This is a genomic window from Micromonospora sp. NPDC047670 (genome assembly GCF_043204915.1).
GTDB lineage: Bacteria > Actinomycetota > Actinomycetes > Mycobacteriales > Micromonosporaceae > Micromonospora.
This window is the reverse complement of record NZ_JBIDDA010000001.1, coordinates 703,484-729,447: the sequence shown is the minus strand read 5'-3', so window position 1 is coordinate 729,447 and position 25,964 is coordinate 703,484. Positions and strand designations below refer to the sequence as shown.

Below are 25,964 nucleotides of genomic sequence, written 5' to 3'. Positions count from 1 at the left end.
CGGCACGAATCCCGCGGGTCAGTCCTGGCGGTCGGGCTTGAAGCCCTTCGCGATCCGGTCGAAGTTGGCCAGGTTGGCCTGCCAGTCCTTTGCGGCGACCTCCCAGCGCAGGGCGTAACCCCGGTTGCTGGCGGTGACGAAGCCCCGGTTGCGGACGTGGATCCGGGTGCCGTCGCGGGTCTCCAGCCACTCCCAGTCCGCGCAGGTCTTCCAGAAGTCGCAGCGCTCGATGCTGAGGTACTGGTAGTTGCCGACGATATTCTTGCGGTGGGGCTCCTGCTGCTTCCAATCGGCGTACGCGTCCGCCTTCGGCCGGGCGGTCCACTGCACCAGCAACTTGCCCACCCCGTTGGACTGGTTGAAGACGACCGTGTCGCCGTTCGGCTGCCGCCGCACCCAGCCCTCCGGCAGCGGCAGCGCGAAGCCGGCGGGGTCCTTGTGCAGCTTCCAGCCCGCCGGCAACGCGTCCGGGTCCGTGGAGGGGCTGACCGACGGGGTCGGGCTCGGCGCGGCGCTCGTGGGCGGGGCCGGCGCGGAGGACTGCGGCGACGCCTGCGAGGCGGCGGTGGTCGGGTCGGCCTGCGGGGTGCCGCCGCCGTCCTCGCCGTCGCCGCTGGTCAGCATCGGCACGATCACCACCAGGCCGAGCAGCAGCAGCGCCACCAGCACGCCGATCAGCACGTTGCGCCGGGTGTTGTTCGGCTTCGTGAGCTCGGACGGCACCACCGTGGCGCGGCCGGACGGCGGGCTCACCGGCGCGGGCATCACCGAGGTGGGGTTCACCGGCCCGCGGGGTTCGGGGCTCACCGGCTCGGTCTTCGGGTCGCCGTCCGCCGGGTTCGGCGCCTCGACCTTCGCCGTCGGGGCGCTGTCGGAGGTGGCCGGCGCGACCTTGGCGGTCGGGGCGAGATCCGAGGAGACCGCGGCGGACGCGCCGTCAGACACGGCGGCGACTCCCGCGGCCGCGGCCCCGGCGGTCTCGTGCGGCGTACGGGGCGCCGGCGGGCTGACCGGCTTGGCGGACGGCGCCTCGGCCGGTCGCGGCGCCGGCACCAGCGGCGGGCGCGGCTCGCGCGGGCCGTTCGGCCCCGGCCGACGTACGCCGTCGAGCAGCGGGATGGTGCGGGTCCGCTTGCCGCCGGCGCGGCGCAGCAGCTTCTCCGCCACCTCGGCGGTGATCCGCTCGTTCGGGTCCTTGCGCAGCAGGCCGTTGAGCACCGGCTTGAGCGGGCCGGCGTTCTTCGGCGGCGGGGGTGCCTCGGTGGCGAGCGCCGCCAGGGTGGCGATCGCCGACGGCCGGGCGTACGGCGACTTGCCCTCGACCGCGGCGTAGAGGGTGGCGCCCAGCGACCAGAGATCGGCCTCCGGCCCGGCGGTGCCGTCACGGGCCCGCTCCGGCGCGATGTACGCGGGCGAGCCGAGCACCATGCCCGTGCGGGTCACGTTCGGGTCGCCGGGGATCGTGGCGAGACCGAAATCGGTCAACACCACCCGGCCGTCGTTGCCGAGCAGCACGTTGCCGGGCTTGACGTCGCGGTGCATCACGCCGGCCTTGTGCGCCGCCTTGAGTGCGCCCAGCACGCCGAGGCCGATCTCGACGGCGCGCGCCGGCGGCACCGGGCCGTCCTCGGCGAGGGTGTCCTGCAGCGACTTCGACGCCACGTATTCCATGACGATCCACGGGTCGCCGTCGGTGCGCAGCACGTCGAAGATGCGGACCACGTTGATGTGGTTGAGCCGGGCGATGGCCCGGGCCTCACGCAGCGACCGCTCCCGCATCTCGCGGCGCTCGTCGTCGGTGAGGCTGGGCGGCGGAACCAGCTCCTTGATCGCCACGTCCCGGTGCAGCACCTCGTCGCGCGCCTTCCACACCCGACCCATGCCACCCTGACCGAGCGGCGAAATGAGCCGGTATCGGTCAGCGACGAGTTGGGGCAGCGCGTTCGACATCGCCCAGACGGTACCCGGCGGGCACGACGCTCACACCGCCGGCACGCCACTGCGCGGTTCAGGTCAGCCTCCGCGCCGCGTACGCTGGCGCCATGTCTACCGAAGAGCCGCTGTTCCGGGTCGTCCGCGGGGTGCCCACCGCTGAGGAACTGGCCGCGCTGGTGGGCGCGATCGTCGTCCGGTCCCGGCCGGCCGCCGCCCCCTCGCCGGTCGCCGCGTCCGCGTGGTCGCGCAGCGGCCGCCCGGCCGCCGCGACGCCCGTGGCCGGTCCTGGCGCCTGGCGGGCGTCGGGCCTGCCCCGCTGACCCTTTCCCGGTACGGATCACCGCAGCTCGCCGCGCCTACCCACCCGCGGACGGCCCGAGAGTGCGGGGTTGGGGCTGCCGACATCGCCGGAGACCCATTAACCTCACTCAGGGAAACGGCGCAGTGACGGGTAGGGAGGGCCGATGATCCCCGAGGAGGACCGTCCAGCGTCCTGGCTCCGCGGTTACGGCGGCATCGAGGCGGACATCCGGCAGTTACGCGAGTTCGCCGACAAGCTCCGAGCCGAGGTCGAACGAAACTACGCCCCCCACCTGTCGTACATCGCCGAGGACATGCGGGCTCCGGTGCCCAACCCGGCCGACGCCTTCATCGAGTTGGTCGACTTCCTGCGCACACACCACGAGACGCAGCAGGCCACCGCCGAGATCGTCTGGGGCGTCCGCGACGCCACCGGCCACCTGGCCGTCGCCGCCGGCACGGTGGCCAGCCGCTACACCGACTCCGACGCCTTCTCGTCCGCCCGCGTGGCCGACGTCGAGCGGGCGCTCGCCAACCCGGCGGCCGCCGCGCCGCGCGGCCCGTCACCCGTGTTGCGCGATCCCACCGGGCCGGAGACCGGACCGGGTTCGGGGCCGGTGGTGCTGCCGTGATCGAGCGGGGCAGCGGCCGCACGTCCGGCCTGACCGACTGGCGCCTGATGGACGTGGCCAGCATGTGGGCCTGCCTCCAGGACCACGACACCACCAACCACTGGAAGCAGGTCGCCGGTTGGCGCAAGGTCTGCGACCTCGCCCGGACCCACCTGAGCCGGCTCCAGGAATACCGCCGCGGGCTGGCGGAGGCATGGAACCCGGAGACCAACGAGGCCGCCCGGGCGTACGTCCGCGAACTCGACGACCTGATCGACAAGGTGCAGCGCACGCACGACGCGGCCGCCACCAACTACACCGCGCTCTCCGCCGCGACACAGGCCATCGGGACCACCCGGGCCCAGCTCAAGAAGATCTACGACGAGTACGCCGTCAAGCTCCAGGAGAAGCGGACGTACGAGGCGACGCTCGCCGACCCCAAGGCGGCCATGGGCAGCCGGGTCCCCGACCGCCCGGTGACCGACGCCGACCTGGAACGGCTCAACGTCCAGGCTCGCGGCATCATGTACGGCCTCAGCGGCGAACTCCAACACGCCCAAGTAATGCTCCAAAAGCCGCCAGCCGGCCGTCCTCCGATTCAGTCGGAGAAGCCGGACGTGTATGGGAGCGGCGGCGGCGCACCGGTCATACCGCCAATCGTCCCGGTGCCGCTGCCGACCACTTCCACATCGACGACGCCTCGTCCAGCGCCCGTTGTTCGACAGGTACCTACTCCGGTAACTCCAGCCGTCGGACCGGTACTTGGCGGGGCAGGTACCGGTTTGGCGCCAGCGCCCCCCAGCCCTGCGTTGCCGCAGGCGCCGTCAACCACACCGTCGCCGAGCTCAGGAACGCCACCAACGATTCCGCCGTCACCTGGTAGCCGCCCAGGCACGCCTCGTCCACTGCCAGGACAGCCCGGACACAGCGGGCGGCCCGCTTCAGGAGGAGTCAACAGCCTACCCAGCGCATCGCCTCGACCCATGCCTCCTGGCGGCCTCATCGGCGGAGCCTCAGGGATGGGACTTGGACAGCCCGGCACCAGCAACTCGCAGCCTCGCAGAGTCAATCCGATCGGCGGCGTGATCGGCGGCGGAGGCGCAGGCACCGCACCAACGGGGGCTGCCGGCTCCCGTCCTGGCAGCGGCCGGGGCTCTGGAGCTTTGCACGGGATACCGCCACTGGGAGGGGCCCCTGGCCCGGCCAATCTAGGAAGCGCAGGGAGCACAACCGGTGTAGGCGGAGTTCCGTGCCGGCCTCAACGTCGTGACAGCCATAGGGCAGACGTCCGACGCTGGGATCCCGACGAACCCTGGGCAACGGATCAGGGAGTCGCGCCGGTGGTTCGGCCGCCGGATGAGGAGGGGCCCATCGACCCTGGCCCTGCCATCGGCTTCAATCGGTGAAGCCAGATCCCGCCCGCGCGGGCCTTGCGGTTGCAATTGTCGCGGCAACGGCATTGAGCTTAGCCATGCCTCCCAATATGGTTTCGGCCCACGCTGCACCTAGACCCAATGGCGCCGACCGAATCCGCAGCGACCAATGGCACTTGACGTATCTGAAGATCACTGAAGCGCATCAACTAACGCAGGGCGCGGGGGTAATGGTCGCTGTCCCTGACACCGGAGTGGACCCACATCCCGACTTACGCGACAACCTACTCCCGGGAATAGATCTTATTCCAGGTGGTAGCGGTGACGGCCGGCGCGATCGGGACAGCCATGGAACCTCGATGGCGGGTCTGATCGCCGCGCACGGACAGGGTGGGAGAATAGGAGCACTCGGTATAGCACCGAAGGCAAAAATTCTGCCGATATTTGACTCGCCGCCTAACGGCGAAGGCGAGCCCGACGCGCTAGCACAAGGCATCGAATACGCCGTTTCCAAAGGTGCAGATGTAATCAATATCTCGTCTGTCGGCGCGAGCAGTGCCCGACTCCGCCGTGCTATCGATAGCGCCTTGGCCTCAGATTTGGTGATAGTTGCTGGAGTCGGAAACCGGCCTCGGAATCAGGCAGTTGGCTTTCCTGCAAGACACCCAGGCGTCATCGCCGTCGGGGGCATCGATCGCACCGGCAAACGTGCAACTCTCTCGGTTACCGGAGCCGAGGTCGATGTAGCTGCTCCCGCTGTCGATATCTATAGCACCAGCTACGACGGGAAGTACTCGAAGGGCGCCGGAACATCTGGCGCTACCGCGATCGTGGCAGGCGCGGTGGCGCTGATTAGGTCGAAGTACCCGGACCTGTCAGCGTCGGAGGTGGCGCATCGGCTTGTCGCTACCGCCGTCGACAAGGGACCACCTGGACGGGACGACGAGTACGGGTACGGGGTCATCGACCTCGTGGCCGCGTTGACGGCGGACGTACCTCCGCTGGGTTTCGGGTCGGCGACGGCGAGCGCTCCGACCCACGCCTCCTCGACCACGACAGCGGTCGCGGAACCTGACGGCGAAAGCGACGACGGGGCGACCGCTCGCGGCCTGGTCACCCTCGGCGTGATCGTGGCCGCTGGTGGGACATGGGCGCTGATCGCCCGCAGGCGTCGCCGAGGTGACGACCCCCCACCCCGCGTGAGCCGTTGACCGGTAACGTCGGCGACGTGTCCGAATCCATGCCGCTCCGCCTCGTGCTCGCCTCGGCGAGCCCCGCCCGCCGCAAGATCCTCCAGGCCGCCGGGATCGAACCGGACGTGCTCGTCAGCGGCGTCGACGAGTCCCAGGTGGTCACCGAGCGGGCCGAGGAGCTCTGCCTGGAACTGGCCCGGTTGAAGGCGCAGGCGGTGCTCACCCGGCTGCGGCCGACCGACGGCCAGCGGACGCTGGTGATCGGGTGCGATTCGGTGCTGGCCTTCGACGGGGAGATCCTCGGCAAGCCGGCGGACGCGGCGGACGCCACCCGGCGCTGGGGGCGGATGCGGGGGCGCAGCGGCGTGCTGCACAGCGGGCACTGCCTCATCGACATCGTGGCGGGGCGTCGGGCCGAGGCGGTCGCCTCCACCGTCGTCCACTTCGCCGACGTCAGCGAAGACGAGATCGCCACGTACGTGGGCACCGGCGAGCCGCTCGCGGTGGCCGGCGCCTTCACGATCGACGGGCTGGGCGGGCCGTTCGTGGAGCGGATCGAGGGCGACCCGAGCACCGTCATCGGGCTCTCGCTGCCCATGCTGCGCCGCCTGCTGTCCGAGTTGGACCTGCGGATCACTGATCTGTGGACGAAGGTCGCGCCCGGCAACCAGTCGGTCGAACCGCTCGGCTAGCGTCCGTTCATGACCACGAAGTCGATCCCGCTCACGTCGGAACTGCACGCGTACCTGGTGGCGCACGGTTCGCCACCGGACGAGATCATGCGGGACCTGGCCGAGGAGACCCGCGCCGCCCTGCCGGACGACGCGCAGATGCAGGTCGCGCCGGAGCAGGCCGCCTTCCTGACCTTCCTCACCCGGCTGCTCGGCGTGCGGCAGGCCGTGGAGGTGGGCACCTTCACCGGGCTCTCGTCGTTGGCGATCGCCCGGGGGCTGCCCGAGGGCGGGCGGCTGACCTGCTTCGACATCTCGGAGGAGTTCACGGGCATCGCCCGGCGCTACTGGGCCCGCGCCGGCGTGCAGGACCGGATCGAGCTGCGCATCGGCCCGGCCGGCGACACGCTGCGCGAACTGCCCCACGAGCGTCACCTGGACTTCGCGTTCATCGACGCCGACAAGACGGGCTACCCGATCTACTGGTCGGAGCTGGTGCCCCGGATGCGTCCCGGCGGAGTGATCGCCGTCGACAACGTGCTGCGCGGAGGCCGGGTGATCGCCCCGCAGAACGCCGACGACCGGGCCATCGCCGCGTTCAACGACGAGGTGCTCGCCGACGTCCGGGTGGACGCGGTGATGCTCCCGATCGCCGACGGCCTGACCCTGGCCCGGGTGCACTGACGGCCACCGGAAGGTGCCCCGCGCGATCTTGGTAGGAAACGGCCCCTGGAGGGGCCGTTTCCTACCAGGATCCGAGTTAGGCGGGGGCCGGGGCGCGGACCTCGGCGGGAGCCGGGCGCAGGGCTCGGCCCAGGCGGGCGGCGAGCAGCGCGGCCGCGGCGATGAAGCCCGGCAGCAGCAGGAACGCCAGGTGGGGCCCCACTCCGTCCGCCACCCAGCCGAGGGCGACCGGTGCGATCCCGAAGCCGACCCCCATCGAGTACGACGCCCAGCCGGCCGCCCGGTCCGCGGCCGGCCCGGCGACGGCGAGCGCGATCGAGATGGCCAGCGGGTAGTGCAGCGCGTTGCCGAGGCCGAGCACCACGAGGCCGGTGACGGCGAGCCAGCCGACCGGGGCGACCCAGAACAGCGCGAAGCCGAGCAGCGACACGCCCAGCGCGGCCAGCAGCAGCGGCACCGGCCGGTACCGCAGGGCGATCCGGCCGCCGGCGAGCCGGCCGACGAACATGCCGCAGACGATCGCGGCGACTGCGGCCGAGGCCGTGCCGGCCGCCATTCCGGCGTGCGAGCGCAGCACGTCGGCGGTCCAGAGGGAGAGGCACACCTCGATCGAGCCGGTGACCGCCATCAGCACCCAGGCGATCCAGTAGGCCGAGGGCAGCCGCCGGGCGGCCGTCCCGGCGGGAACAGCCCGATTCGAGCCTACGTCGGCCGGGTCGCCGGCCGGTGATCCACCGGGAGCCGCGGCAGCGGGGGCGGCCTCCGGCAGGCGTACGCGGAAGGTCAGGGCGGCGAGCGCGACCAGCGCGATCAGGCCGGCCTCGACGGCCATCACCGGCCGCCAGCCCCACCCGGCGTCGACGCTGGCGCCGATGACCAGCGGCGCGAGGATGCCCATGCCGGCGCAGGCGGCGTTGGCCTCCGTCAGCGCGGCCGGCGCGGCGGCGCCGTGCCGGGCGGTGAGCACGACGGACACGCCGCTGATCACCATCATGCCGAAGGTGGCGACCACCGCGACGGCGGTGATCGTGGCGGGCAGGGCACGCAGGGTGCCGAGGGCGGCGACGCCGCACGCCACCCCGGCCAGCCCGACCCAGACGGCGCGACCGCGGCCGACCCGGCGGGCCAGCGGCGCGAAGAGCGCCCCGCCGGCCAGCGCGCCGACGGCGATGCCGGTGCTGTGCAGGCCGGCGACGGCGGCCGAGGTGCCCTGTTCGTCGCGGAGCAGCGGCACGACCGGCCCGAACCCGTAGAGGAAGAAGCCCCACAGCCCGAGCTGGGCGTAGGTCAGCCAGGTGATCCGGTCACGGGTGAGGCGGGGCACCGGCCTTACGGTACAAGTGTCCGGCCGGCGCCCCGCTCGGGTGAGAGGCAGGTCTCCCAGGGGGCGGGAAGGGCCTCCCGCACCGCAGGCGTCGACCTCAGCGGACGGTGCGGGCGAACTGTCGGGCCGCCCAGAAGACGCCGGCCGCGGCGAGCACCGCGATGATGGTCAGCCCCTGCCAGACCTTGTCGTCGCCGAGGTCGCCGGCGAAGAGGGCCCGGGTGCCGTCGACGGCCCAGGAGAAGGGGTTCCACTCGGCGACGCCCTGGAGCCAGCCGGGCGCGAACGTGAGCGGCAGCAGGATGCCGGAGAGCAGCAGCACCGGCTGCGCCACGGTGTTCATCAGCGGGGCCAGCGCGTCCTCGCTCTTGACCTTGAGCGCGACGCCGTAGGAGACGGCCGAGGTCATCAGCGCGATCAGGGCGAGCATGAGGTACGCCAGAAGCAGGTCGACGATGAAGACGCGCAGGTCGAACAGGAGCGCGAGCAGGGTGATGATGACCGCCTGCACGATAAGCGACACCACGTCCCGCAGGGAGCGGCCGAGCAGCAGGGCCAGCCGGCTGACCGGGGTGACCCGGGAGCGTTCGATGACCCCGGCGCGCAGCTCGGCGATCAGGCCGAAGCCCTGGAACAGGCCGCCGAAGATGGCCAGCAGCACCAGCAGGCCGGGCACGAAGATCTTGTAGGCCTCGGCCTGGGTGGGCGCGTTCAGCGCCGGCTTGAGCAGCGGGGCGAAGAGCAGCAGGTACATCACCGGCTGGAAGACGCCGACGAAGACCCAGACGGGGTTGCGCAGCAGGAGTTGGAGCTGGCGCTGGAAGATCAGCCAGGTGTCACGGGCGAGTTTCATGAGGTCTCTCCGGTCTGGGGTCAGGACTCGCGCAGCGAGCGGCCGGTCTTGGTGAGGAAGACGTCGTCGAGGCTGGGCCGGTGCAGCTCGATGGAGTTGAGCGCGAGGCCCCCGGTGTCGACGCGCCGCAGGATCTGCGGGATGGCGGTGGCGCCCTCGTCGACGTAGAGCCGCAGGCCGCCCTCGTCGGCGGTCTCCAGCTTGTTGACGTACGGCTCGCTGTCGAGCAGCTGCGCGGCCTGCGGGGTGGCCGCGGCGTCCAGCCCGACCAGCACCACGTCGCCGGAGATCTCGCGCTTCAGGTCCGCCGGGGTGCCCTCCGCGACGACCTCGCCGTGATCCATGATCGCGATCCGGTCGCAAAGCGCGTCGGCCTCGTCCAGGTAGTGCGTGGTGATGAAGACGGTCATCCCGTCGGCGCGCAGCCGGCGGATCTCGTCCCACATGTGCGCGCGGCTCTGCGGGTCGAGGCCGCTGGTGGGCTCGTCCAGGAAGACGATCTTCGGCTCGTGGATGATGCCGAGGGCGATCTCCACCCGCCGCCGCTGGCCGCCGGAGTAGGTCTTGCACTTGCGGTCGGCGTACTCGGTGAGCTGGAAGGCGTCGAGGGCGAGGGCGGCCCGCCGGTGCGCCTCGGCCTTGCCGATGCCGTACATCCGGGCCTGGAGGACCAGCTCCTCGCGGGCGGTGGACTCGTCCCAGGTGCTGCCGCCCTGGGCGACGTAGCCGATGCGGCGGCGCACCTCGGCCGGGTCCTTGCGCAGGTCGGCGCCGGCGATCGTGGCCTCGCCGCCGTCGGGCTCGATCAGCGTGGCCAGCATCCGCAGGGTGGTGGTCTTGCCGGCGCCGTTGGGGCCGAGGAACCCGAAGATCTCCCCCTCGGCGACCTGCAGGTTGACGCCGCGCACCGCGTCGACGGTCTTCGTCTGGCGACCCTCACGGGAGCGGAACGACTTCCGCAACCCTCTGGTCTCGATCATCTCTGCTCCTGGTCGTCGGGGCCGGCGCGACCGGCCGCCTGCCTGTCCCGTGGAGACGACGCCGGACGGCGTGCTCCCCCGTGCGTCGCGAGCAGGCTAACGCGATATAGCTTTTATGGTCAACGTTGATTAATCGGCGTCCGGCCGTGGCGGCAGCCGCTTCTCCCAGCCCTCCCAGCCCTGCGCCCGCTCCAATCCGTCAGGCAGGTACGACACCCCCGACTCGATCCGCTCCGCGATGCGCTCGCACCAGAAGATCTCCGCCTCCGACCGGGCCGTCCAGAGCTCGAACATCCACCCCACGTGCACCGGCTTGGTGTCACGCATCCAGTCAGAACTCAACGAGGCACGCATCCACTCGACACCGGCGCGCAGCAGGTTCGCCCGGTTGCGCAGGGCCGCCGCCGCCTCCTCGCGCGGCAGCGCGGGCAGGAAGGAGAACGCCGCCGCGAAGGGGTCCGGCGGCTCGTGCAACCGCCACCAGAGCCCGCGCAGCAACCTCTCGAACTCCTCCTCCCCCTCCGGGGTCACCTCGTACGTGGTGCGGGCCGGGCGGGCGCCCACCTGCTCGGTGGCCACCTCGCGCAGCAGCCCCTCCTCGGTGAGCTTGCGCAGGGCGTGGTAGATCGAGCCGGGTTGCACGTTGGCCCACTTGTCGGCGTTCCAGCTGAGCAGTTCGCGGCGCACGTCGTAGCCGTGCACGGGCTGCATCCACCGCACCAGCCCGAGGATCATCATTCGCGTGGCAGACACCGGAAGAGCGTAATAGGCAAACTTGACTAAGGCTCGGCGGAACAGTGCGGCATCCCACACTGAGCGATCGTTAGGGTCCTCAGGGTGGCCGATACACTCCCGGTCAGTAACCTCCCGGGAGGAGCCCCCAAGGTGCGCAAGGTACTCATCGCCAACCGCGGCGAGATCGCCGTCCGCGTCATCCGCGCCTGCCGCGACGCCGGTCTGGGCAGCGTCGCCGTCTACGCGGACTCCGACCGGGACGCCCTGCACGCCACGCTGGCCGACGAGGCGTACGCGCTCGGCGGGGACACCGCCGCCGAGTCGTACCTGCGCATCGACAAGCTGCTGGAGGTCGCCGCCAAGGCCGACGCCGACGCGGTGCACCCCGGCTACGGCTTCCTCTCCGAGAACGCCGACTTCGCCCAGGCCGTCATCGACGCCGGGCTGACCTGGATCGGCCCCACCCCCCAGGCGATCCGCGACCTCGGCGACAAGGTGACCGCCCGGCACATCGCCCAGCGCGCCGGCGCTCCCCTGGTGCCCGGCACCCCCGACCCGGTGGCCAACCCGGACGAGGTGATGGCGTTCGCCGTCGACCACGGCCTGCCGGTCGCCATCAAGGCCGCCTTCGGCGGCGGCGGGCGCGGGCTCAAGGTGGCCCGCACGATGGAGGAGATCCCGCACCTGTTCGAGTCGGCCACCCGCGAGGCGGTCGCCGCGTTCGGCCGGGGCGAGTGCTTCGTCGAGCGCTACCTGGACAAGCCGCGCCACGTCGAGGCGCAGGTGCTGGCCGACCAGCACGGCAACGTGATCGTGGTCGGCACCCGGGACTGCTCGCTCCAGCGTCGCCACCAGAAGCTGGTCGAGGAGGCCCCCGCGCCGTTCCTCACCGACGCGCAGCGCGCCCAGATCCACATCAGCGCCAAGGCGATCTGCCGGGAGGCCGGCTACCACGGCGCCGGCACGGTGGAATACCTGGTCGGGGCCGACGGCACCATCTCCTTCCTGGAGGTCAACACCCGCCTCCAGGTCGAGCACCCGGTCACCGAGGAGACCGCCGGCATCGACCTGGTCCGCGAGCAGTTCCGCATCGCCGACGGCGAGAAGCTGCGGTTCACCGAGGACCCGACGCCGCGCGGGCACTCCATCGAGTTCCGGATCAACGGCGAGGACCCGGGCCGCAACTTCCTGCCCGCCCCCGGCACGGTCACCGCGCTGCGGCTGCCCACCGGCCCCGGCGTCCGGGTGGACACCGGCATCTCGGCCGGCGACGTGATCGGCGGCAACTTCGACTCGCTGCTGGCCAAGGTCATCATCACCGGCGAGACGCGTACCGAGGCGCTGGAGCGGGCCCGCCGGGCGCTGGACGAGATGGTCGTCGAGGGCATGGCCACCGCGCTGCCGTTCCACCGGCTGGTCGTCCGGGACGAGGCGTTCACCGCCGAGCCGTTCACCGTGCACACCAGGTGGATCGAGACCGAGTTCGACAACACCGTGCCGCCGTTCGCCGCCGCCGCCGGCGCCGCCGAGGCGCCGGCCGAGCGCGAGACCGTCGTGGTCGAGGTGGGCGGCAAGCGCCTGGAGGTGGTGTTGCCCGCCGGCCTCGGCGGGGGTACGACCGCCGCCGCGCCCGCCGCCCGCAAGTCGGCCCGCCGGGGCGGCGGGACCAAGGCCGGGGCCGCCGTCAGCGGCGACGCGCTCACCTCGCCGATGCAGGGCACGATCGTCAAGATCGCGGTGGCCGACGGGGACACCGTCGCCGAGGGCGACCTGGTGGTGGTGCTGGAGGCGATGAAGATGGAGCAGCCGCTGCACGCGCACAAGGCGGGCACGGTCAGCGGCCTGGCCGCCGAGGTCGGCGCCGTGATCAGTGCCGGCGCGGCGATCTGCACCATCGCCTGACCCCGGCCGGGGCCACCGCCCGTTCGCCGGAACCGGCCGCGCTCGCCCGATCGCCGGCCCCGGCAGGGGCCACCGCCCGATCGCCGGCCCCGACGGCGCTCGCCCGATCGCCGGCCCCGACGGCGCTCGCCGATCTCTGACCGGGCGCAGCGCCCCGCCGGCTCGCTGCCCGGCCGGCGCGCGCGTCAGCGCAGCTCGGTGGCGGCGACGGCCCGGACGGCGGCGGTCAGCGCGTCCAGCGTGGTGGACTCCACCCGCCAGTGCTGCCAGTACAGCGGCCGGTCCAGGTGGCGCCCGGCGCCGAGGTCGACGCAGCGGCCGGCCGCGATGTCGGCACGGGCGAAGCGCTCGGGGACCATCCCCCACCCCAGCCCCAGCCGCACGGCCTCGTTGAACCCGTCGAAGGACGGCACGTAGTGAACGGGCGGATCGATCCGGCGCCGGGTCACGGTGCGGGCGAACCGGTGCTGGAGCTGGTCCTTGCGGTCGAACGCCATCATCGGCGCCGCCGCGAGGGCCGCATCGGTGAGACCGTCGGGAAAGTGGCGGGCCGCGAACTCGGTCCGGGCCAGCGCGACGTACCGCATCGCGCCCAGCCGCTCCACCCGGCAGCCCTGGACGGCCTCGCGCTGCGCGGTCACCGCCGCCATCGCGGTGCCGTCGCGGATCAGCTCCGCCGTGTGGTCCTCGTCGTCGCGGCGAACGTCGAACAGGAGCGCCAGCCCGGCGGGCAGCCGCGCCAGCGCGCCGACGAACCAGGTGCCGAGCGAGTCCCCGTTCGCCACGACGGTCACCCGGGTGGGGGCGGCGCCGCCCGTCGTCGGCGGGCGGGCCGCGTCCAACGCCTCCCGCTCCAGCAGGGCCACCTGCCCGGCCAGCCGCAGCAGCGGCCGGCCCGCGTCGGTGGCCTGGCACGGCTTCGTCCGGCGGACCAGCACCTGCCCGACGGCCTGTTCCAACGCCTTCATCCGCTGGCTGACGGCCGACGGGGTGACGTGCAGGGCGTGCGCGGCGGCCTCGAAGCTGCCCTCGCGGACCACCGCGGCGAACGTCCGGAGCTGCGTGGTGTCGAGCATGATGAAGCCCAGCTTATCCGCCATCAGAATCTTTAGCTGGGCTGCATCCGCGGAGCCCCGTAGCGTCGACCCGTGCCCGAGATCCTCAGCAGCTCCGTGACCGGTTCCGCCGCCGCCGGCTTCTCCCTCGCCATCGCGCTGATCGCCGCCATCGGCGCGCAGAACGCCTTCGTCCTGCGGCAGGGCCTGCGCCGCGAGCACGTGGCGCCCGTGGTCGTCGTCTGCGCCGCCTCCGACGCGCTGCTCATCTCCGTCGGCATCGCCGGGATGGGCACCGCCACGGCGGATCACCCCACCGCCCTGGCCGCCGTCCGCTGGCTGGGCGCCGCATTCCTGCTCGGGTACGCCGTGCTGGCCGCACGCCGCGCGCTGCGCCCGGGCGGGCTCTCGCCCGCCGACCGGCCCCCGGCCACGCTCGGGGCGACGGTGCTGGCCTGCCTCGCCTTCACCTACCTCAACCCGCACGTGTACCTCGACACCGTGCTCCTGCTCGGCGGGGTGGCCCGCCAGCACCCGCACCACTGGGTCTTCGGCGCGGGCGCGGCGCTGGCCAGCGTGGTCTGGTTCACCGCCCTGGGCGCCGCCGCCCACCGGCTCGCGCCCGTGCTGGCCCGCCCGGCGGCGTGGCGGGTGGTCGACGGGGTGGTCGCTCTCGTGATGGCCGCGATCGCGGCGGGGCTGGTGCTGGGCTGACGGGGGTGACGCCGCGCACCGCCCGGCCGGGGGTGTTTTCCGCGACCACCGGGGGTGCGGGCGCCGCGGGGCGGGAATGATGGCGGGGTGCGGTTCCTACACGGCGCGGTTCCCGCGCACGACCTGACCTACAACGACGTCTTCATGGCGCCGGCCCGCTCCGAGGTGGGCTCGCGGCTCGACGTCGACCTGGCCACCGGCGACGGCACCGGCACCACCATTCCGCTGGTCGTGTCCAACATGACCGCGGTGTCCGGCCGGCGGATGGCCGAGACCGTGGCCCGGCGCGGCGCGATCGCGGTCATCCCGCAGGACATCCCGATCGAGGTGGTGGCGAACGTCGTCGCCTGGGTCAAGCGGCGCCACCTGGTGCACGACACCGCGATCACGCTCGGCCCGACCGACACCGTCGGCGACGCCATCCACCTGCTGCCGAAGCGGTCGCACGGCGCCGTCGTGGTGATCGACCACGAGAGCCGGCCGCTGGGCGTGGTGACCGAGGCGGACACCGTGGGCGTCGACCGCTTCGCCCAGCTCCGGCACGTGATGTCCACCGAGCTGCACACCGTGCCGGCGGACGCCGACCCGCGTACCGGCTTCGACCGGCTCTCGGCCGGCCGGCGGCGGCTCGCCCCGGTGGTCGACGCCGAGGGCCGACTCGTCGGGGTGCTGACCCGGCAGGGCGCGCTGCGGGCCACCCTCTACAAGCCGGCGGTGGACGACCGGGGGCGGCTGCGCATCGCCGCCGCCGTCGGCATCAACGGCGACGTGACCGGAAAGGCTGCGGCGCTGCTGGAAGCCGGGGTGGACACCCTGGTCGTGGACACCGCGCACGGCCACCAGGAGCGGATGATCACGGCGCTGCGGGCGGTCCGCGCGCTGGACCCGGCGGTCCCGGTCGCGGCCGGCAACGTGGTGACCGCCGAGGGCGTACGCGACCTGGTGGAGGCGGGCGCCGACATCGTCAAGGTGGGCGTCGGGCCCGGCGCGATGTGCACCACCCGGATGATGACCGGGGTGGGCCGGCCACAGTTCTCCGCCGTGCTCGACTGCGCCGCGGCGGCCCGCCAGCTCGGCCGGCACGTCTGGGCCGACGGCGGCGTACGCCACCCGCGGGACGTGGCGCTGGCCCTGGCCGCCGGCGCGTCGAACGTGATGATCGGCTCCTGGTTCGCCGGCACCTACGAGTCCCCCGGCGACCTCTACACCGACGCCGACGGCCGGCGCTACAAGGAGAGCTTCGGCATGGCCTCGGCGCGGGCGGTCAGCGCGCGCACGGCCGACGACAGCGCGTACGACCGGGCCCGCAAGGCCGTCTTCGAGGAGGGCATCTCCTCGGCCCGGATGTACCTCGACCCGGCCCGCCCCGGCGTGGAGGACCTGATCGACGAGATCATCGCCGGGGTGCGCAGCTCCTTCACCTACGCCGGCGCGCGGGACCTGGCGGAGTTCCACGAGCGGGCCGTGGTCGGCGTGCAGAGCACGGCCGGCTACACCGAGGGGATGCCGCTGCCGACGAGTTGGTGAGACGCCCTCGCCGGCGGGTGAACCGGGCGGTCCGCCCGCCGTCGGGCGTCACGACTTCGGGAATAGGCGGCGGATGACCGCGCGGGCCGCCGCCCGGGGGTCGTCGCCGACCCGCTCCGGCAGCGCGCCGGCGAGCCAGAGCGTGGCGAAGCCGTGCACGATCGACCAGGCGGCGAGCGCGTCGCCCTGCGGATCCGCCGCCGTCGGCCGCTCCTCGGGCAGCCCGGCGACGCCGGCGCGCAGCGCGTCCCCGGCCCGCTGGCGGGCCGCCACCAGCTCCTCGGCGTCGCCCCGGTAGAGGTCCGGGCGGAACATCACCTCGAAGTGCGCCCGGTGGCCGACCGCGAAGTCGACGTACGCGACGCCGCTGCCGAGCAGGTCGTCCGCGCCGCGCAGCGCCTCGGCGAGCAGTTCGAAGCCCTCCGCGGCGAGGGCGGTCAGCAGCCCCGCCTTGTCGCCGAAGTGGTGCGCCGGGGCGGCGTGCGAGACGCCCGCCCGCCGGGCCAGGTCGCGCAGGCTCAGCGCCGCCGGCCCGGACTCCTCGATCACCTGCACCGCCGCGGCGAGCAGGGCGCGACGCAGGTCGCCGTGGTGGTAGCCGCGCGTTCCGGTCATGCCCCGATCCTATCTTGCCATTGACAAGATGACACCTCGGCGGGCAATCTTGTCGGCGACAAGTTTCCCATCGAGGAGGTATCCCATGGCTCCGCTGATCGCGCTCGTGGTCGGCACCGCGCTCGCCCGGCTGGCCGGCCTGGCCGGCGTGGCCGCCCTCGACGGCTGGCACCCCGCGCTGCGGGTGGGGCTGGCGCTGATGTTCGTCGTGACCGGCGCCGCGCACTTCGCCCCTGCCTACCGGCGGGACATGATCGCGATGGTGCCGCCCGCCCTGCCCCGGCCGGACCTGTTGGTCGCGCTCACCGGGGTGCTGGAACTGGTGGGCGCGGTCGGGCTGCTGGTGCCGGCCACCGCCCGCTGGGCCGCGGCCGGGCTCGCGCTGCTGATGCTGGCCATGTTCCCGGCGAACGTCTCGGCCGCCCGGCGCCGGCTGACCCTGGGCGGCAAGCCGGTGACCCCCCTCGGCCCGCGCACGGTGGAGCAGGTCTTCTTCGTCGCCGTGGCCGCCGCCATTTCGTTTGGCCCCTGACGATCAGGAGGCTAATGTGTCGGCATGGAACTGATCCAGCTGCGAGACGTGCCCCTCGGGCGCCTTCTCGTGGTCGCCGGACACGTCACCGGGCAGCGGTGGAACCGCTACCTCGCCGAGGAACACGGGCTCACCCAGGCCGGGATGGCGACCCTGATGACCCTCGCCGAGCACGGCGAGCTGCCGCACCGCGCGGTGGCCGAGCAGTGTTTCGTCCGGCCGGCCACCCTCACCGGCATCGTCGACACCCTCGAACGCGACGGCCTGGTCGAACGGCAGCGCGACGACACCGACCGGCGCAGCGTCCGGCTCGCGATCACCCCGGCCGGCCGGGCCCGGGTCGACGCGCTGACCGCCCTGATCCGCTCCGGACGCCCGCTGACCTCGGTCGACGCCGACCCGGCGAAGGAGGCGGTGATCCGGGAGTTCCTCCTGGAGGTCATCGGCAGCGGCGACGCCGGCAGGCCGGAAGGAATTCCGACATGCTGATCCGGCTGCTGCGCACGCACCTACGCCCCTACCACCGGCCGCTGGCGGCGGTGGTGCTGCTCCAGTTCGTCGGCACGATGGCGTCGCTCTACCTGCCCAGCCTCAACGCCGACATCATCGACCTCGGCGTGGCCCGGGGCGACACCGGCTACATCATGCGCACCGGCGGATGGATGCTCGCGGTCAGCCTGGTCCAGATCGTCTGCTCCGTCGCCGCCGTCTACCTCGGCGCGCGGACCGCGATGGGCTTCGGCCGGGACGTGCGGGCGGCGGTGTTCGGGCACGTGAACCGCTTCTCGGCGCGGGAGGTGGCCCGCTTCGGCGCGCCCTCGCTGATCACTCGCAACACCAACGACGTGCAGCAGGTGCAGATGCTCGTGCTGATGAGCTGCACCATGCTGGTCGCCGCGCCGATCATGAGCGTCGGCGGCGTGGTGATGGCGCTGCGCGAGGATCTCGGCCTCTCCTGGCTGATGCTGGTCAGCGTGCCGGTGCTGGCCGTCGCCCTGGGGCTGATCATCCGGCGGATGGTGCCGGGCTTCCGGCTCATGCAGACCCGCATCGACACGGTCAACCGGGTGCTGCGCGAGCAGATCACCGGCATCCGGGTGGTCCGGGCGTTCGTCCGGGAGCCGTACGAGACGGAGCGCTTCGCCACCGCGAACGCCGACCTCACCGCGACCGCCCTGCGCACCGGCCGCCTGATGGCGTTGATCTTCCCCGTGGTGATGCTGGTGCTCAACGTCTCCAGCGTCGCGGTGCTCTGGTTCGGCGCCCAGCGGGTCGACGCCGGGGCGATCCAGGTCGGCGCCCTCACCGCCTTCCTGCAATACCTGATGCAGATCCTGATGGCCGTCATGATGGCCACCTTCATGCTGATGATGGTGCCGCGGGCCGCGGTCTGCGCGGAGCGGATCGTCGAGGTGCTGGACACCGACTCCTCCGTGGTGCCGGCGCCCCGCCCGGTGACCGAGGTGTCCGCCCGCGGCGAGCTGGAGCTGCGCGGGGTGCGGTTCCAGTATCCGGGAGCGGCCGCGCCGGTGCTGCGGGACGTCTCGTTCCGCGTGACGCCCGGAACGACCACGGCGGTCATCGGCAGCACCGGCTCGGGCAAGACCACCCTGCTGTCGCTCGTCCCCCGGCTGGTCGACGTCACCGCCGGCGCGGTGCTGGTCGACGGCGTCGACGTACGCGACCTGGCGCCGGACGAGCTGTGGCGCCGGATCGGGCTGGTGCCGCAGCGGCCGTACCTGTTCACCGGCACGGTGGCGAGCAACCTGCGCTACGGCAACCCCGACGCGACCGACGCGGAGCTGTGGGAGGCGCTGGAGATCGCCCAGGCGCGGGACTTCGTCGAGGCGATGCCCGACCAGCTGGCGTCGCCGATCGCGCAGGGCGGCACGAACGTCTCCGGCGGGCAGCGTCAACGGCTGGCGATCGCCCGGGCCCTGGTGCGCCGGCCCGAGATCTACCTCTTCGACGACTCGTTCTCCGCGCTCGACCTCGGCACCGACGCGCGGCTGCGGGCGGCGCTGCGCCCCGTCACGGAGGACGCCGCCGTGGTGATCGTGGCGCAGCGGGTCTCCACCATCGTCGGCGCCGACCAGATCATCGTGCTCGAGGACGGAGGCGTGGTCGGGATGGGCCGACACGACGAGCTGTTGGAGACCTGCCCGACGTACGCCGAGATCGTGGCGTCCCAGAACACGACGGAGGTGGCGGCGTGAGCAAGCGAAGCGAGCGAACCGTCAGGCACAGCAGCGTGGCGCCTCGCGGTGCCGCCGAGCGGAGCGAGGTGGCGGCGTGAGCGCCGTACCACAGCAGAAGCCGGCCGCCGAGGCGCCGACGCCCAGGCGGCTGCCGCCCGGCGGGCAGCGCGGCGGGCCACCGTGGGGTGGCGCCGGGATGCCTGCGGAGCGGTCGATGAACTTCGGGCCCTCGGCCCGGCGGCTGCTGCGCCGGCTGCGGCCGGACCGCCTCCCGCTGGTCGCCGTGATCGCGCTGGCCGTGGCCAGCGTCGGGCTCAGCGTGATCGGGCCGAAGGTGCTCGGGCACGCCACCGACCTGATCTTCACCGGCGTGATCGGCCGGCAGTTGCCGGCGGGCACCACCGCCGACCAGGCGGTGGCCGCCGCCCGGGCGGCCGGCAACGACAGCTTCGCCGACATGCTCGCGCGGATGGACGTCGTGCCCGGCGTGGGCATCGACTTCGCCGCGCTGGCGCGGGTGCTGCTGCTGGCGCTCGGGCTCTACCTGGCGGCCAGCGCGCTGATGTGGTGGCAGGGCTGGCTGCTCAACGGCGTGGTGCAGCGCACCGTGCTGCGGCTGCGGGCGGACGTGGAGGACAAGCTCAACCGGCTGCCGCTGCCCTACTTCGACCGGCAGCCCCGCGGCGAGCTGCTCAGCCGGGTCACCAACGACATCGACAACATCTCGACCAGCCTCCAGCAGACGCTGAGCCAGCTCCTCACCTCGCTGCTCACCGTGGTCGGCGTGCTGGCCATGATGTTCTGGATCTCGCCGCTGCTGGCCCTGGTGGCACTGGTCGCGGTGCCGGTGTCGGTGGTCGTCACCGGCGTCATCGCCAAGCGTTCGCAGCAGCAGTTCATCGCCCAGTGGACGCACACCGGCGAGCTGAACGGCCAGATCGAGGAGGCGTTCACCGGCCACGAGCTGGTCAAGGTCTTCGGCCGCCAGCGCGAGGTGGAGGCCGCCTTCACCGCCAAGAACGAGGAGCTGTTCCGGGCCAGCTTCGGCGCCCAGTTCGTCTCCGGGATCATCATGCCGGCGATGATGTTCGTCGGGAACCTCAGCTACGTGGCGATCGCCGTGGTCGGCGGCCTGCGGGTGGCGTCGGGCTCGATGAGCCTCGGCGACGTGCAGGCGTTCATCCAGTACAGCCGGCAGTTCACCCAGCCGCTCACCCAGGTGGCCTCGATGGCGAACCTGCTCCAGTCGGGGGTGGCCTCCGCCGAGCGGGTCTTCGCCGTGCTCGACGCCGAGGAGCAGAGCCCCGACCCGGCCGCGCCGGCCCGGGTGCGCGACCCGCGCGGCCGGGTCGAGTTCGAGCACGTCTCCTTCCGGTACGCCCCGGACAAGCCGCTCATCGAGGACCTGTCGCTGGTCGCCGAGCCCGGGCACACCGTGGCCATCGTCGGGCCGACCGGCGCCGGCAAGACCACCCTGGTCAACCTGGTCATGCGCTTCTACGAGCTGAACGCCGGCCGGATCACGCTCGACGGGGTGGACGTCACGACCATGCGCCGCGACGACCTGCGCGGCCGGATCGGCATGGTCCTCCAGGACACCTGGCTCTTCGGCGGCACCATTCGCGACAACATCGCGTACGGCCGACCGGGCGCGACCGAGGAGGAGATCCTGGCCGCGGCCCGGGCGACGTTCGTGGACCGGTTCGTGCGCAGCCTCCCCGACGGCTACGACACGGTGATCGACGAGGAGGGCAGCAACGTCAGCGCGGGCGAGAAGCAGCTCGTCACGATCGCCCGGGCGTTCCTCGCCGAGCCGTCACTGCTGATCCTGGACGAGGCGACCAGCTCGGTGGACACCCGCACGGAGGTGCTGCTCCAACGGGCGATGGCCGCCCTGCGCTCGGACCGCACCAGCTTCGTCATCGCGCACCGGCTCTCCACCATCCGCGACGCGGACCTGATCCTGATGATGGAGGACGGCCGGATCGTGGAGCAGGGCACGCACGACGAGCTGCTCGCCGCGCGGGGCGCGTACCACCGGCTGTACCGGTCGCAGTTCACCGCCGCGACCCGGCCCGACCCCGAGCCCGCGTCGATCTGACGGTGACCGCCATGACGACGCGGCCACCGGCCACGACAGGCGGCCGGCCGACGGGCCCGCGGCCGGACGGGGCCTCAGCCCGCCGGGAGGAGGGCCGCGCCGCGTGCGGAAACCACCGCGCCGATCAGCCGCAGGGCGTCGGCGGCGGGCATCGGGTCCAGGGCGCGGCCCCCGCGCAGGCGCAGCGAGACCGCGCCCTCGGCCGCCTCGCGGGGGCCGAGCACGGCGGCGTACGGGATCCGGGCGCGGGCGGCGTCACGGATGCGGACGCCCAGGGAACCGGACGACTCCACCTCGACCCGCAGCCCCGCGGCCATCGCGTCGCGGGCGAGCCGGGCCGCCGCCCCGGCCTGGGCGTCCCCGACCGGCAGCACGACCAGCTGCACCGGGGCGTACCAGGCGGGGAAGGCCCCCTCGTGCACCTCGATCAGGTACGCGAACAGCCGCTCCATGCTGCCGACGAGGCTGCGGTGCACCATCACCGGCCGACGCCGCGCCCCGGCCGGGTCGGTGTACGACAGGTCGAACCGCTCCGGCTTGTCGAAGTCGAGCTGGACGGTGGAGAGGGTGAACTCCCGCCCGGCGGCGTCACGCACCTGAATGTCGATCTTCGGCCCGTAGAACGCGGCCTCCCCCGGCGCCTCGGTGAACTCCACCCCGTGCAGCGCCGAGCGGAGCAGTTCCTCGGCCCGCGCCCACTGGGCGTCGTCCCCGACGTACTGCTGGCCGGGCCCCCGCAGCGACAACCGGAACCCCGCCGGCCGGACGCCGAGCGCGGCGTGCGCCTCGCCGATCAGCCGGAGGATCTCCGCCACCTCCTCGCCCACCTGCTCCAGTGCGCAGAAGTTGTGCGCGTCGTTGAGCGAGATGGCCCGCACCCGGGACAGCCCGCCGAGCACCCCGGAGCGCTCGGCGCGGTACATGCCGCCCAGCTCGGCGATCCGCAGCGGCAGCTCCCGGTAGGAGCGGCCCCGGGCCCGGTACACCAGGGCGTGGTGCGGGCAGAGCGCCGGCCGCAGCACGAACTCGTCGTCGGCGGAGAGCCGCAGCGGCGGGAACATGTCGTCGGCGAAGTAGCCGAGGTGGCCGGAGAGCTCGAACAGTTCCCGTTTGCCCAGCGGCGGGGTGTACACGTGCCGGTAGCCGGCCCGGCGCTCCAGATCCCGGACGTACTCCTCGACGGCGTGCCGGGCGGCGGCGCCGGCCGGCAGCCAGAGCGGCAGCCCGGCGCCGGCCAGCGGGTCGGAGTCGAACAGGTCCAGCTCCCGGCCGAGCCTGCGGTGGTCGATCATGTCGCGCTCCTTGATCGGGTACGACCCGGAGGCGACCCGGTCACCGGACGCCACGAGGCCCCGGGGCGGATCGCCCCGGGGCCTCGTCGACGGTCAGGTCAGTGCGGCGCGCCGGGGTCTCCCGGCGTCGTGGTCAGCACCGCACTGCTCATGCGGCGACGGTACGCCCGCCCGCGCGGGGGCCGCAGCCGGATTTTCCCCGGCGCGGCGCCGCGGGCGCTGCTCGTGGACCGGCACGGCCCGGAAATCGGGGGCGGGCCGCCGGCACGGGACCTGCCGGCGGCCCGCGGCGGCCCGGTCGTCAGGAACGGGGGACCCGACGGTTGGGGGGCCGCGCGCCGACAACGGTACGCCGACCGGCGCCGATCCGCCGACCCCCGGAAGCACGCGGTGGCGTCACCTTCGCCGGCGCCCGCTCGTTGGGCCCGGGTAGCCCTGCCGTGTCGGCGGTCACCACGAGCCGGGGCCGTGTCCGGTGACGCCGGACACGCCGTCAGGCTCGGTACACCGATCGGTCCCGTCCGGCGAGGTGGCAGTGGTGCCCGAACTACTCACTGAGGTCGCTTCGCCGACCTGGGCCTACCTCGCGCTGCTCGGGCTGCTGGTGGCCGACGCCTTCGTCCCGGTCATCCCCACCCAGGTCATCATGATCACCAGCGGCGCCCTGACCGTCTACGGCGGGCTGAACCTGCCGCTGACCATCGCCGTCGGCGCGCTCGGCGTCTTCGCCGGCGACCTCGCCTGCTACCTGCTCGGGCGGGGCGCGCCACACCGCCGGGCGCACCGCGACGCCGCGCCGGGCCGGGCCCGCCGGGTCGCCAGCCGGGTCACCCAGGGGCTGCGCCGGCCCGGCCCGCTCGTGATCCTGCTCTGCCGCTTCGTGCCCGGCGGCCGGATGGCGGCCTGCTTCTCCGCCGGCCGCAGCCGGTACCCGTACCGGCTGTTCCTGCTCTACGAGGGCCTGGCGGCGCTGGGCTGGGCGACGTACGGCGGGCTGGTCGGGCACCTGGGCGGGACGGCGCTGACCGAGTCGGCGTGGCGGCTGGCGGTGATCGCGGCGGTCGCGGCGGCCGGGTTCGGCGCGGCGGGCTGGGCCATGACCGTCGTCGGCGCCCGGCGGGCGGCCGTACCGGATCCGGCGGTGCCGGTCGTCGTCGCGGGCACGGACGCACCGGGGCGGACCGGCGGCGGCGCCCACGCCGCCTAGGGGTGGTCCCCGGGGCCGATCTCGGTGGACCGCCCGGATCCGTCTGGGGTGTCCCGCGCGACAGGCTGAGGCATGCCTGGAACCCGGAACAGTGGACTGCTGGCCCTCGGCGGGATCGCCGTGGCGGCGCTGCTCGCCGTGATCGGCCACGTCGAGGTGAACGACGACCTGAACCCCTGGGCACTTACCGTCAGCGACTTCGCCGTCTCCGACCGCGGGGGCGTGATCGACGCGGCCATGGTGGTGCTCGCCGTGGCCACCGCCGTGCTCCTGCCCGCCCTGCGCCGCGCCCACCGGTCCCCCGGGCGGACGGCCGAGGTGCTCCTGGCCGCCTGGGTCGGCGGGCTGCTGCTGGCCGCGGTCGTGCCGACGAACGAGCCCGGCTCGCCCATGGACACCGCCGCCTACGTCCACCGGTACGCCTCGGTGGTCGCCTTCCTGGCGCTGCCGGTCGCCGGCTGGCTGCTCGCGACCCGGCTGCCCGTCGGCGCCCGCGCGGTCCGCTGGCTCGTCCTGGCCAGCCTGGCCCTCGCCGCGGCGATGGTCTGGTCGGCCTACGCGGGCGACCGGCTGCTGATCGGCCTGATCGAGCGGCTGCTCATCCTCGCCGAGGTCGCCGTGCTCGCCGTCGTCGCCGGCACCCTCCTCCGCCGCCGGGCGGACCGCGCGGCGGCGGGGCCCGGCGGAACCCGCGAGGCGGGCCGGAACGCCCACCGCGCGTCCGTGGTCGGCGCGGCGGGGGCGGTCACTCCAGCTCGTGGAGCATGAGCTGGCGGGCGGCCTCCGTGATCGAGCCGGAGAGGCTCGGGTAGATCGTGATGGTCTGGGCCAGCTCGTTGACCGTGAGGTTGTTCTCCACCGCCATCGTGATCGGCAGGATCAGCTCGCTCGCCTTCGGCGCCACCACCACGCCGCCGATCACCTGGCCGCTCGCCGGCCGGCAGAAGAGCTTGACGAAGCCGTCGGCGAGGTCGTCCATCTTCGCGCGGGCATTGCCGTCCAGCGCCAGCATCACCTGCCGGGCCGGCACCTTGCCCGCGTCGACCTCGTCCTGGGAGACGCCGACGGTGGCCAACTCCGGGTCGGTGAAGACGTTCGCCGCGACCGTACGCAGCCGCAGCGGCCGGACCGCCTCGCCGAGCGCGTGCCACATCGCGATCCGGCCCTGCATCGCGGCGACGCTGGCCAGCGGCAGCACCCCGGTGCAGTCGCCCGCGGCGTAGATGCCGGGCACGTTGGTGCGGGAGACCCGGTCGACGGTGACGTAGCCGCCCCGGGCGAGCGCGACGCCGTACTCGGCGAGGCCCAGGTCGGCGGTGTTGGGGATCGAGCCGACCGCGATGAGCGCGTGCGAACCGGACACCTTCCGGCCGTCGGAGAGCTCGACCTCCACCCCGTCGGCGGTGCGGCGCACGGCGTCGGCCCGGGAGTTGTTGAGGATGCTCATGCCCCGGTTGCGGAAGACCCGCTCGATGGCCATCGCCGCGTCGGCGTCCTCGTGCGGCATCACCCGGTCGCGGCTGGAGACCAGGGTCACCTGGACGCCCATGGCGAGGTAGGCGCTGGCGAACTCGGCGCCGGTGACGCCGGAACCGACCACGATCAGGTGCTCGGGCAGCTCCGGCAGGTCGTACACCTGGCGCCAGGTCAGGATGCGCTCGCCGTCCGGTACGGCGGTGGGGAGCTGACGCGGGGTGGCGCCGGTGGCGACCAGCACGGTCGACGCGTCGATCGTGTGCTCCGCGCCGCCGTCGGCCGGGGTGACGATCACCCGGTGGGTGTGGCCGAGCGTGTCCTCGCCGAGCCGGGCGGTGCCCGCGACGAACGTCACCCCGGCCTTGACCAGCTTGGCGTGGATGTCGGCCGACTGGGCCAGCGCGAGGCGCTTGACCCGCCCGTGCACCGCCCGGGCGTCGACGGTGACCGCCTCCAGCCCGTCGGAGTGCACCCCGAACTCCTCGGTGTCCCGGTAGCCGGTCACCACCTCGGAGCTGGCGATGAAGGTCTTCGACGGTACGCAGTCGGACAGCACGCAGGCCCCGCCGGCACCCTCGGCCTCCACGACGGTGACGTCGGCGTCGAGCTGCGCGGCGACCAGGGCCGCCTCGTAGCCCGCCGGCCCGCCACCGATGATCACGATCCGGCTCACAGGGCCATCCTCT

General features: G+C 73.2%; 23 protein-coding genes. 14 read left to right on the top strand and 9 right to left on the bottom strand.

Annotated elements, in window-relative coordinates; all coding sequences use genetic code 11:
* Positions 1-18: 18 nt before the first annotated feature.
* Positions 19-1,950 carry a protein kinase gene (locus ACGF7U_RS03495; RefSeq protein ID WP_393102475.1) on the bottom strand — a complete coding sequence of 644 codons (1,932 nt, stop codon included), beginning with the start codon at positions 1,948-1,950 and terminating at the stop codon, positions 19-21.
* Positions 1,951-2,042: 92 nt separating this feature from the next.
* Between ACGF7U_RS03495 and ACGF7U_RS03490 the strand changes: the two genes are divergently transcribed.
* From ACGF7U_RS03490 to ACGF7U_RS03470, 5 genes are all read left to right on the top strand, one after another.
* Positions 2,043-2,255: an acyl-CoA carboxylase subunit epsilon gene (locus tag ACGF7U_RS03490; RefSeq protein ID WP_393102474.1), complete on the top strand. Its 213-nt coding sequence runs from the start codon at positions 2,043-2,045 to the stop codon at positions 2,253-2,255.
* Between the two features lie 144 nt (positions 2,256-2,399).
* Entirely contained in the window at positions 2,400-2,867 is a 468-nt protein-coding gene (locus ACGF7U_RS03485) for a hypothetical protein (RefSeq protein WP_393102473.1), read from the top strand.
* A gap of 1,450 nt (positions 2,868-4,317) precedes the next feature.
* The gene (gene mycP / locus ACGF7U_RS03480) at positions 4,318-5,430 is read left to right on the top strand and encodes a type VII secretion-associated serine protease mycosin (RefSeq protein ID WP_393102928.1); all 1,113 of its coding nucleotides are present in this window, start codon (positions 4,318-4,320) and stop codon (positions 5,428-5,430) included.
* Between the two features lie 17 nt (positions 5,431-5,447).
* On the top strand, positions 5,448-6,104 hold the full coding sequence (locus ACGF7U_RS03475; RefSeq protein ID WP_393102472.1) for a Maf family protein: 657 nt from the start codon (positions 5,448-5,450) through the stop codon (positions 6,102-6,104).
* 9 nt (positions 6,105-6,113) lie between these two features.
* Positions 6,114-6,767, top strand: a complete 654-nt coding sequence (locus ACGF7U_RS03470; protein ID WP_393102471.1) for an O-methyltransferase — start codon at positions 6,114-6,116, stop codon at positions 6,765-6,767.
* A 76-nt stretch (positions 6,768-6,843) separates the two neighbouring features.
* Here ACGF7U_RS03470 and ACGF7U_RS03465 read toward each other — a convergent pair whose 3' ends face one another.
* The 4 genes from ACGF7U_RS03465 to ACGF7U_RS03450 all read right to left on the bottom strand — a co-directional run bounded on the left by ACGF7U_RS03465 (position 6,844) and on the right by ACGF7U_RS03450 (position 10,662).
* Entirely contained in the window at positions 6,844-8,091 is a 1,248-nt protein-coding gene (locus ACGF7U_RS03465; RefSeq protein ID WP_393102470.1) for an MFS transporter, read from the bottom strand.
* 97 nt (positions 8,092-8,188) lie between these two features.
* On the bottom strand, positions 8,189-8,944 hold the full coding sequence (locus ACGF7U_RS03460; RefSeq protein ID WP_393102469.1) for an ABC transporter permease: 756 nt from the start codon (positions 8,942-8,944) through the stop codon (positions 8,189-8,191).
* A gap of 20 nt (positions 8,945-8,964) precedes the next feature.
* Entirely contained in the window at positions 8,965-9,924 is a 960-nt protein-coding gene (locus tag ACGF7U_RS03455; protein WP_393102468.1) for an ATP-binding cassette domain-containing protein, read from the bottom strand.
* 129 nt (positions 9,925-10,053) lie between these two features.
* Positions 10,054-10,662: a PadR family transcriptional regulator gene (locus tag ACGF7U_RS03450; protein ID WP_393102926.1), complete on the bottom strand. Its 609-nt coding sequence runs from the start codon at positions 10,660-10,662 to the stop codon at positions 10,054-10,056.
* A 147-nt stretch (positions 10,663-10,809) separates the two neighbouring features.
* Between ACGF7U_RS03450 and ACGF7U_RS03445 the strand changes: the two genes are divergently transcribed.
* On the top strand, positions 10,810-12,561 hold the full coding sequence (locus ACGF7U_RS03445) for an acetyl/propionyl/methylcrotonyl-CoA carboxylase subunit alpha (RefSeq protein WP_393102467.1): 1,752 nt from the start codon (positions 10,810-10,812) through the stop codon (positions 12,559-12,561).
* Between the two features lie 185 nt (positions 12,562-12,746).
* Here ACGF7U_RS03445 and ACGF7U_RS03440 read toward each other — a convergent pair whose 3' ends face one another.
* Positions 12,747-13,637: a LysR family transcriptional regulator ArgP gene (locus tag ACGF7U_RS03440; protein WP_393102923.1), complete on the bottom strand. Its 891-nt coding sequence runs from the start codon at positions 13,635-13,637 to the stop codon at positions 12,747-12,749.
* A 96-nt stretch (positions 13,638-13,733) separates the two neighbouring features.
* On the opposite strand from ACGF7U_RS03440, the gene ACGF7U_RS03435 reads away from it, so the two are divergent.
* Complete coding sequence (locus ACGF7U_RS03435) at positions 13,734-14,330, top strand: LysE/ArgO family amino acid transporter (RefSeq protein ID WP_393102921.1); 597 nt, start codon at positions 13,734-13,736, stop codon at positions 14,328-14,330.
* Between the two features lie 87 nt (positions 14,331-14,417).
* Positions 14,418-15,857, top strand: a complete 1,440-nt coding sequence (locus ACGF7U_RS03430) for a GuaB1 family IMP dehydrogenase-related protein (protein WP_393102466.1) — start codon at positions 14,418-14,420, stop codon at positions 15,855-15,857.
* Positions 15,858-15,905: 48 nt separating this feature from the next.
* Here ACGF7U_RS03430 and ACGF7U_RS03425 read toward each other — a convergent pair whose 3' ends face one another.
* On the bottom strand, positions 15,906-16,472 hold the full coding sequence (locus ACGF7U_RS03425) for a TetR/AcrR family transcriptional regulator (protein ID WP_393102465.1): 567 nt from the start codon (positions 16,470-16,472) through the stop codon (positions 15,906-15,908).
* A gap of 85 nt (positions 16,473-16,557) precedes the next feature.
* Here ACGF7U_RS03425 and ACGF7U_RS03420 point away from each other — a divergent pair, with 85 nt between their 5' ends.
* From ACGF7U_RS03420 to ACGF7U_RS03405, 4 genes are all read left to right on the top strand, one after another.
* A complete protein-coding gene (locus tag ACGF7U_RS03420; protein WP_393102464.1) occupies positions 16,558-17,004 on the top strand; it encodes a DoxX family membrane protein in 447 nt (148 codons plus the stop codon).
* Between the two features lie 24 nt (positions 17,005-17,028).
* Positions 17,029-17,493, top strand: coding sequence for a MarR family winged helix-turn-helix transcriptional regulator (locus tag ACGF7U_RS03415; protein WP_393102463.1), 465 nt, complete (start codon positions 17,029-17,031; stop codon positions 17,491-17,493).
* Complete coding sequence (locus ACGF7U_RS03410; RefSeq protein WP_393102462.1) at positions 17,487-19,220, top strand: ABC transporter ATP-binding protein; 1,734 nt, start codon at positions 17,487-17,489, stop codon at positions 19,218-19,220. The genes ACGF7U_RS03415 and ACGF7U_RS03410 overlap by 7 nt, the downstream gene beginning before the upstream one ends.
* A gap of 76 nt (positions 19,221-19,296) precedes the next feature.
* Positions 19,297-21,303, top strand: coding sequence for an ABC transporter ATP-binding protein (locus ACGF7U_RS03405; RefSeq protein ID WP_393102461.1), 2,007 nt, complete (start codon positions 19,297-19,299; stop codon positions 21,301-21,303).
* Positions 21,304-21,377: 74 nt separating this feature from the next.
* Here the strand turns inward: ACGF7U_RS03405 and thrS are convergent, their stop codons facing one another.
* The gene (thrS, locus tag ACGF7U_RS03400) at positions 21,378-22,595 is read right to left on the bottom strand and encodes a threonine--tRNA ligase (RefSeq protein ID WP_393102460.1); all 1,218 of its coding nucleotides are present in this window, start codon (positions 22,593-22,595) and stop codon (positions 21,378-21,380) included.
* A 538-nt stretch (positions 22,596-23,133) separates the two neighbouring features.
* On the opposite strand from thrS, the gene ACGF7U_RS03395 reads away from it, so the two are divergent.
* Positions 23,134-23,802 (top strand): DedA family protein, encoded by a 669-nt coding sequence (locus ACGF7U_RS03395; RefSeq protein WP_393102459.1) that lies wholly within the window; start codon positions 23,134-23,136, stop codon positions 23,800-23,802.
* 72 nt (positions 23,803-23,874) lie between these two features.
* Complete coding sequence (locus ACGF7U_RS03390) at positions 23,875-24,570, top strand: DUF998 domain-containing protein (RefSeq protein WP_393102458.1); 696 nt, start codon at positions 23,875-23,877, stop codon at positions 24,568-24,570.
* On the opposite strand, the gene ACGF7U_RS03385 is transcribed toward ACGF7U_RS03390, so the two are convergent.
* Positions 24,548-25,951, bottom strand: coding sequence for an NAD(P)H-quinone dehydrogenase (locus ACGF7U_RS03385; RefSeq protein WP_393102457.1), 1,404 nt, complete (start codon positions 25,949-25,951; stop codon positions 24,548-24,550). The two genes, ACGF7U_RS03390 and ACGF7U_RS03385, sit on opposite strands and share 23 nt — an antisense overlap.
* Positions 25,952-25,964 lie beyond the last annotated feature (13 nt).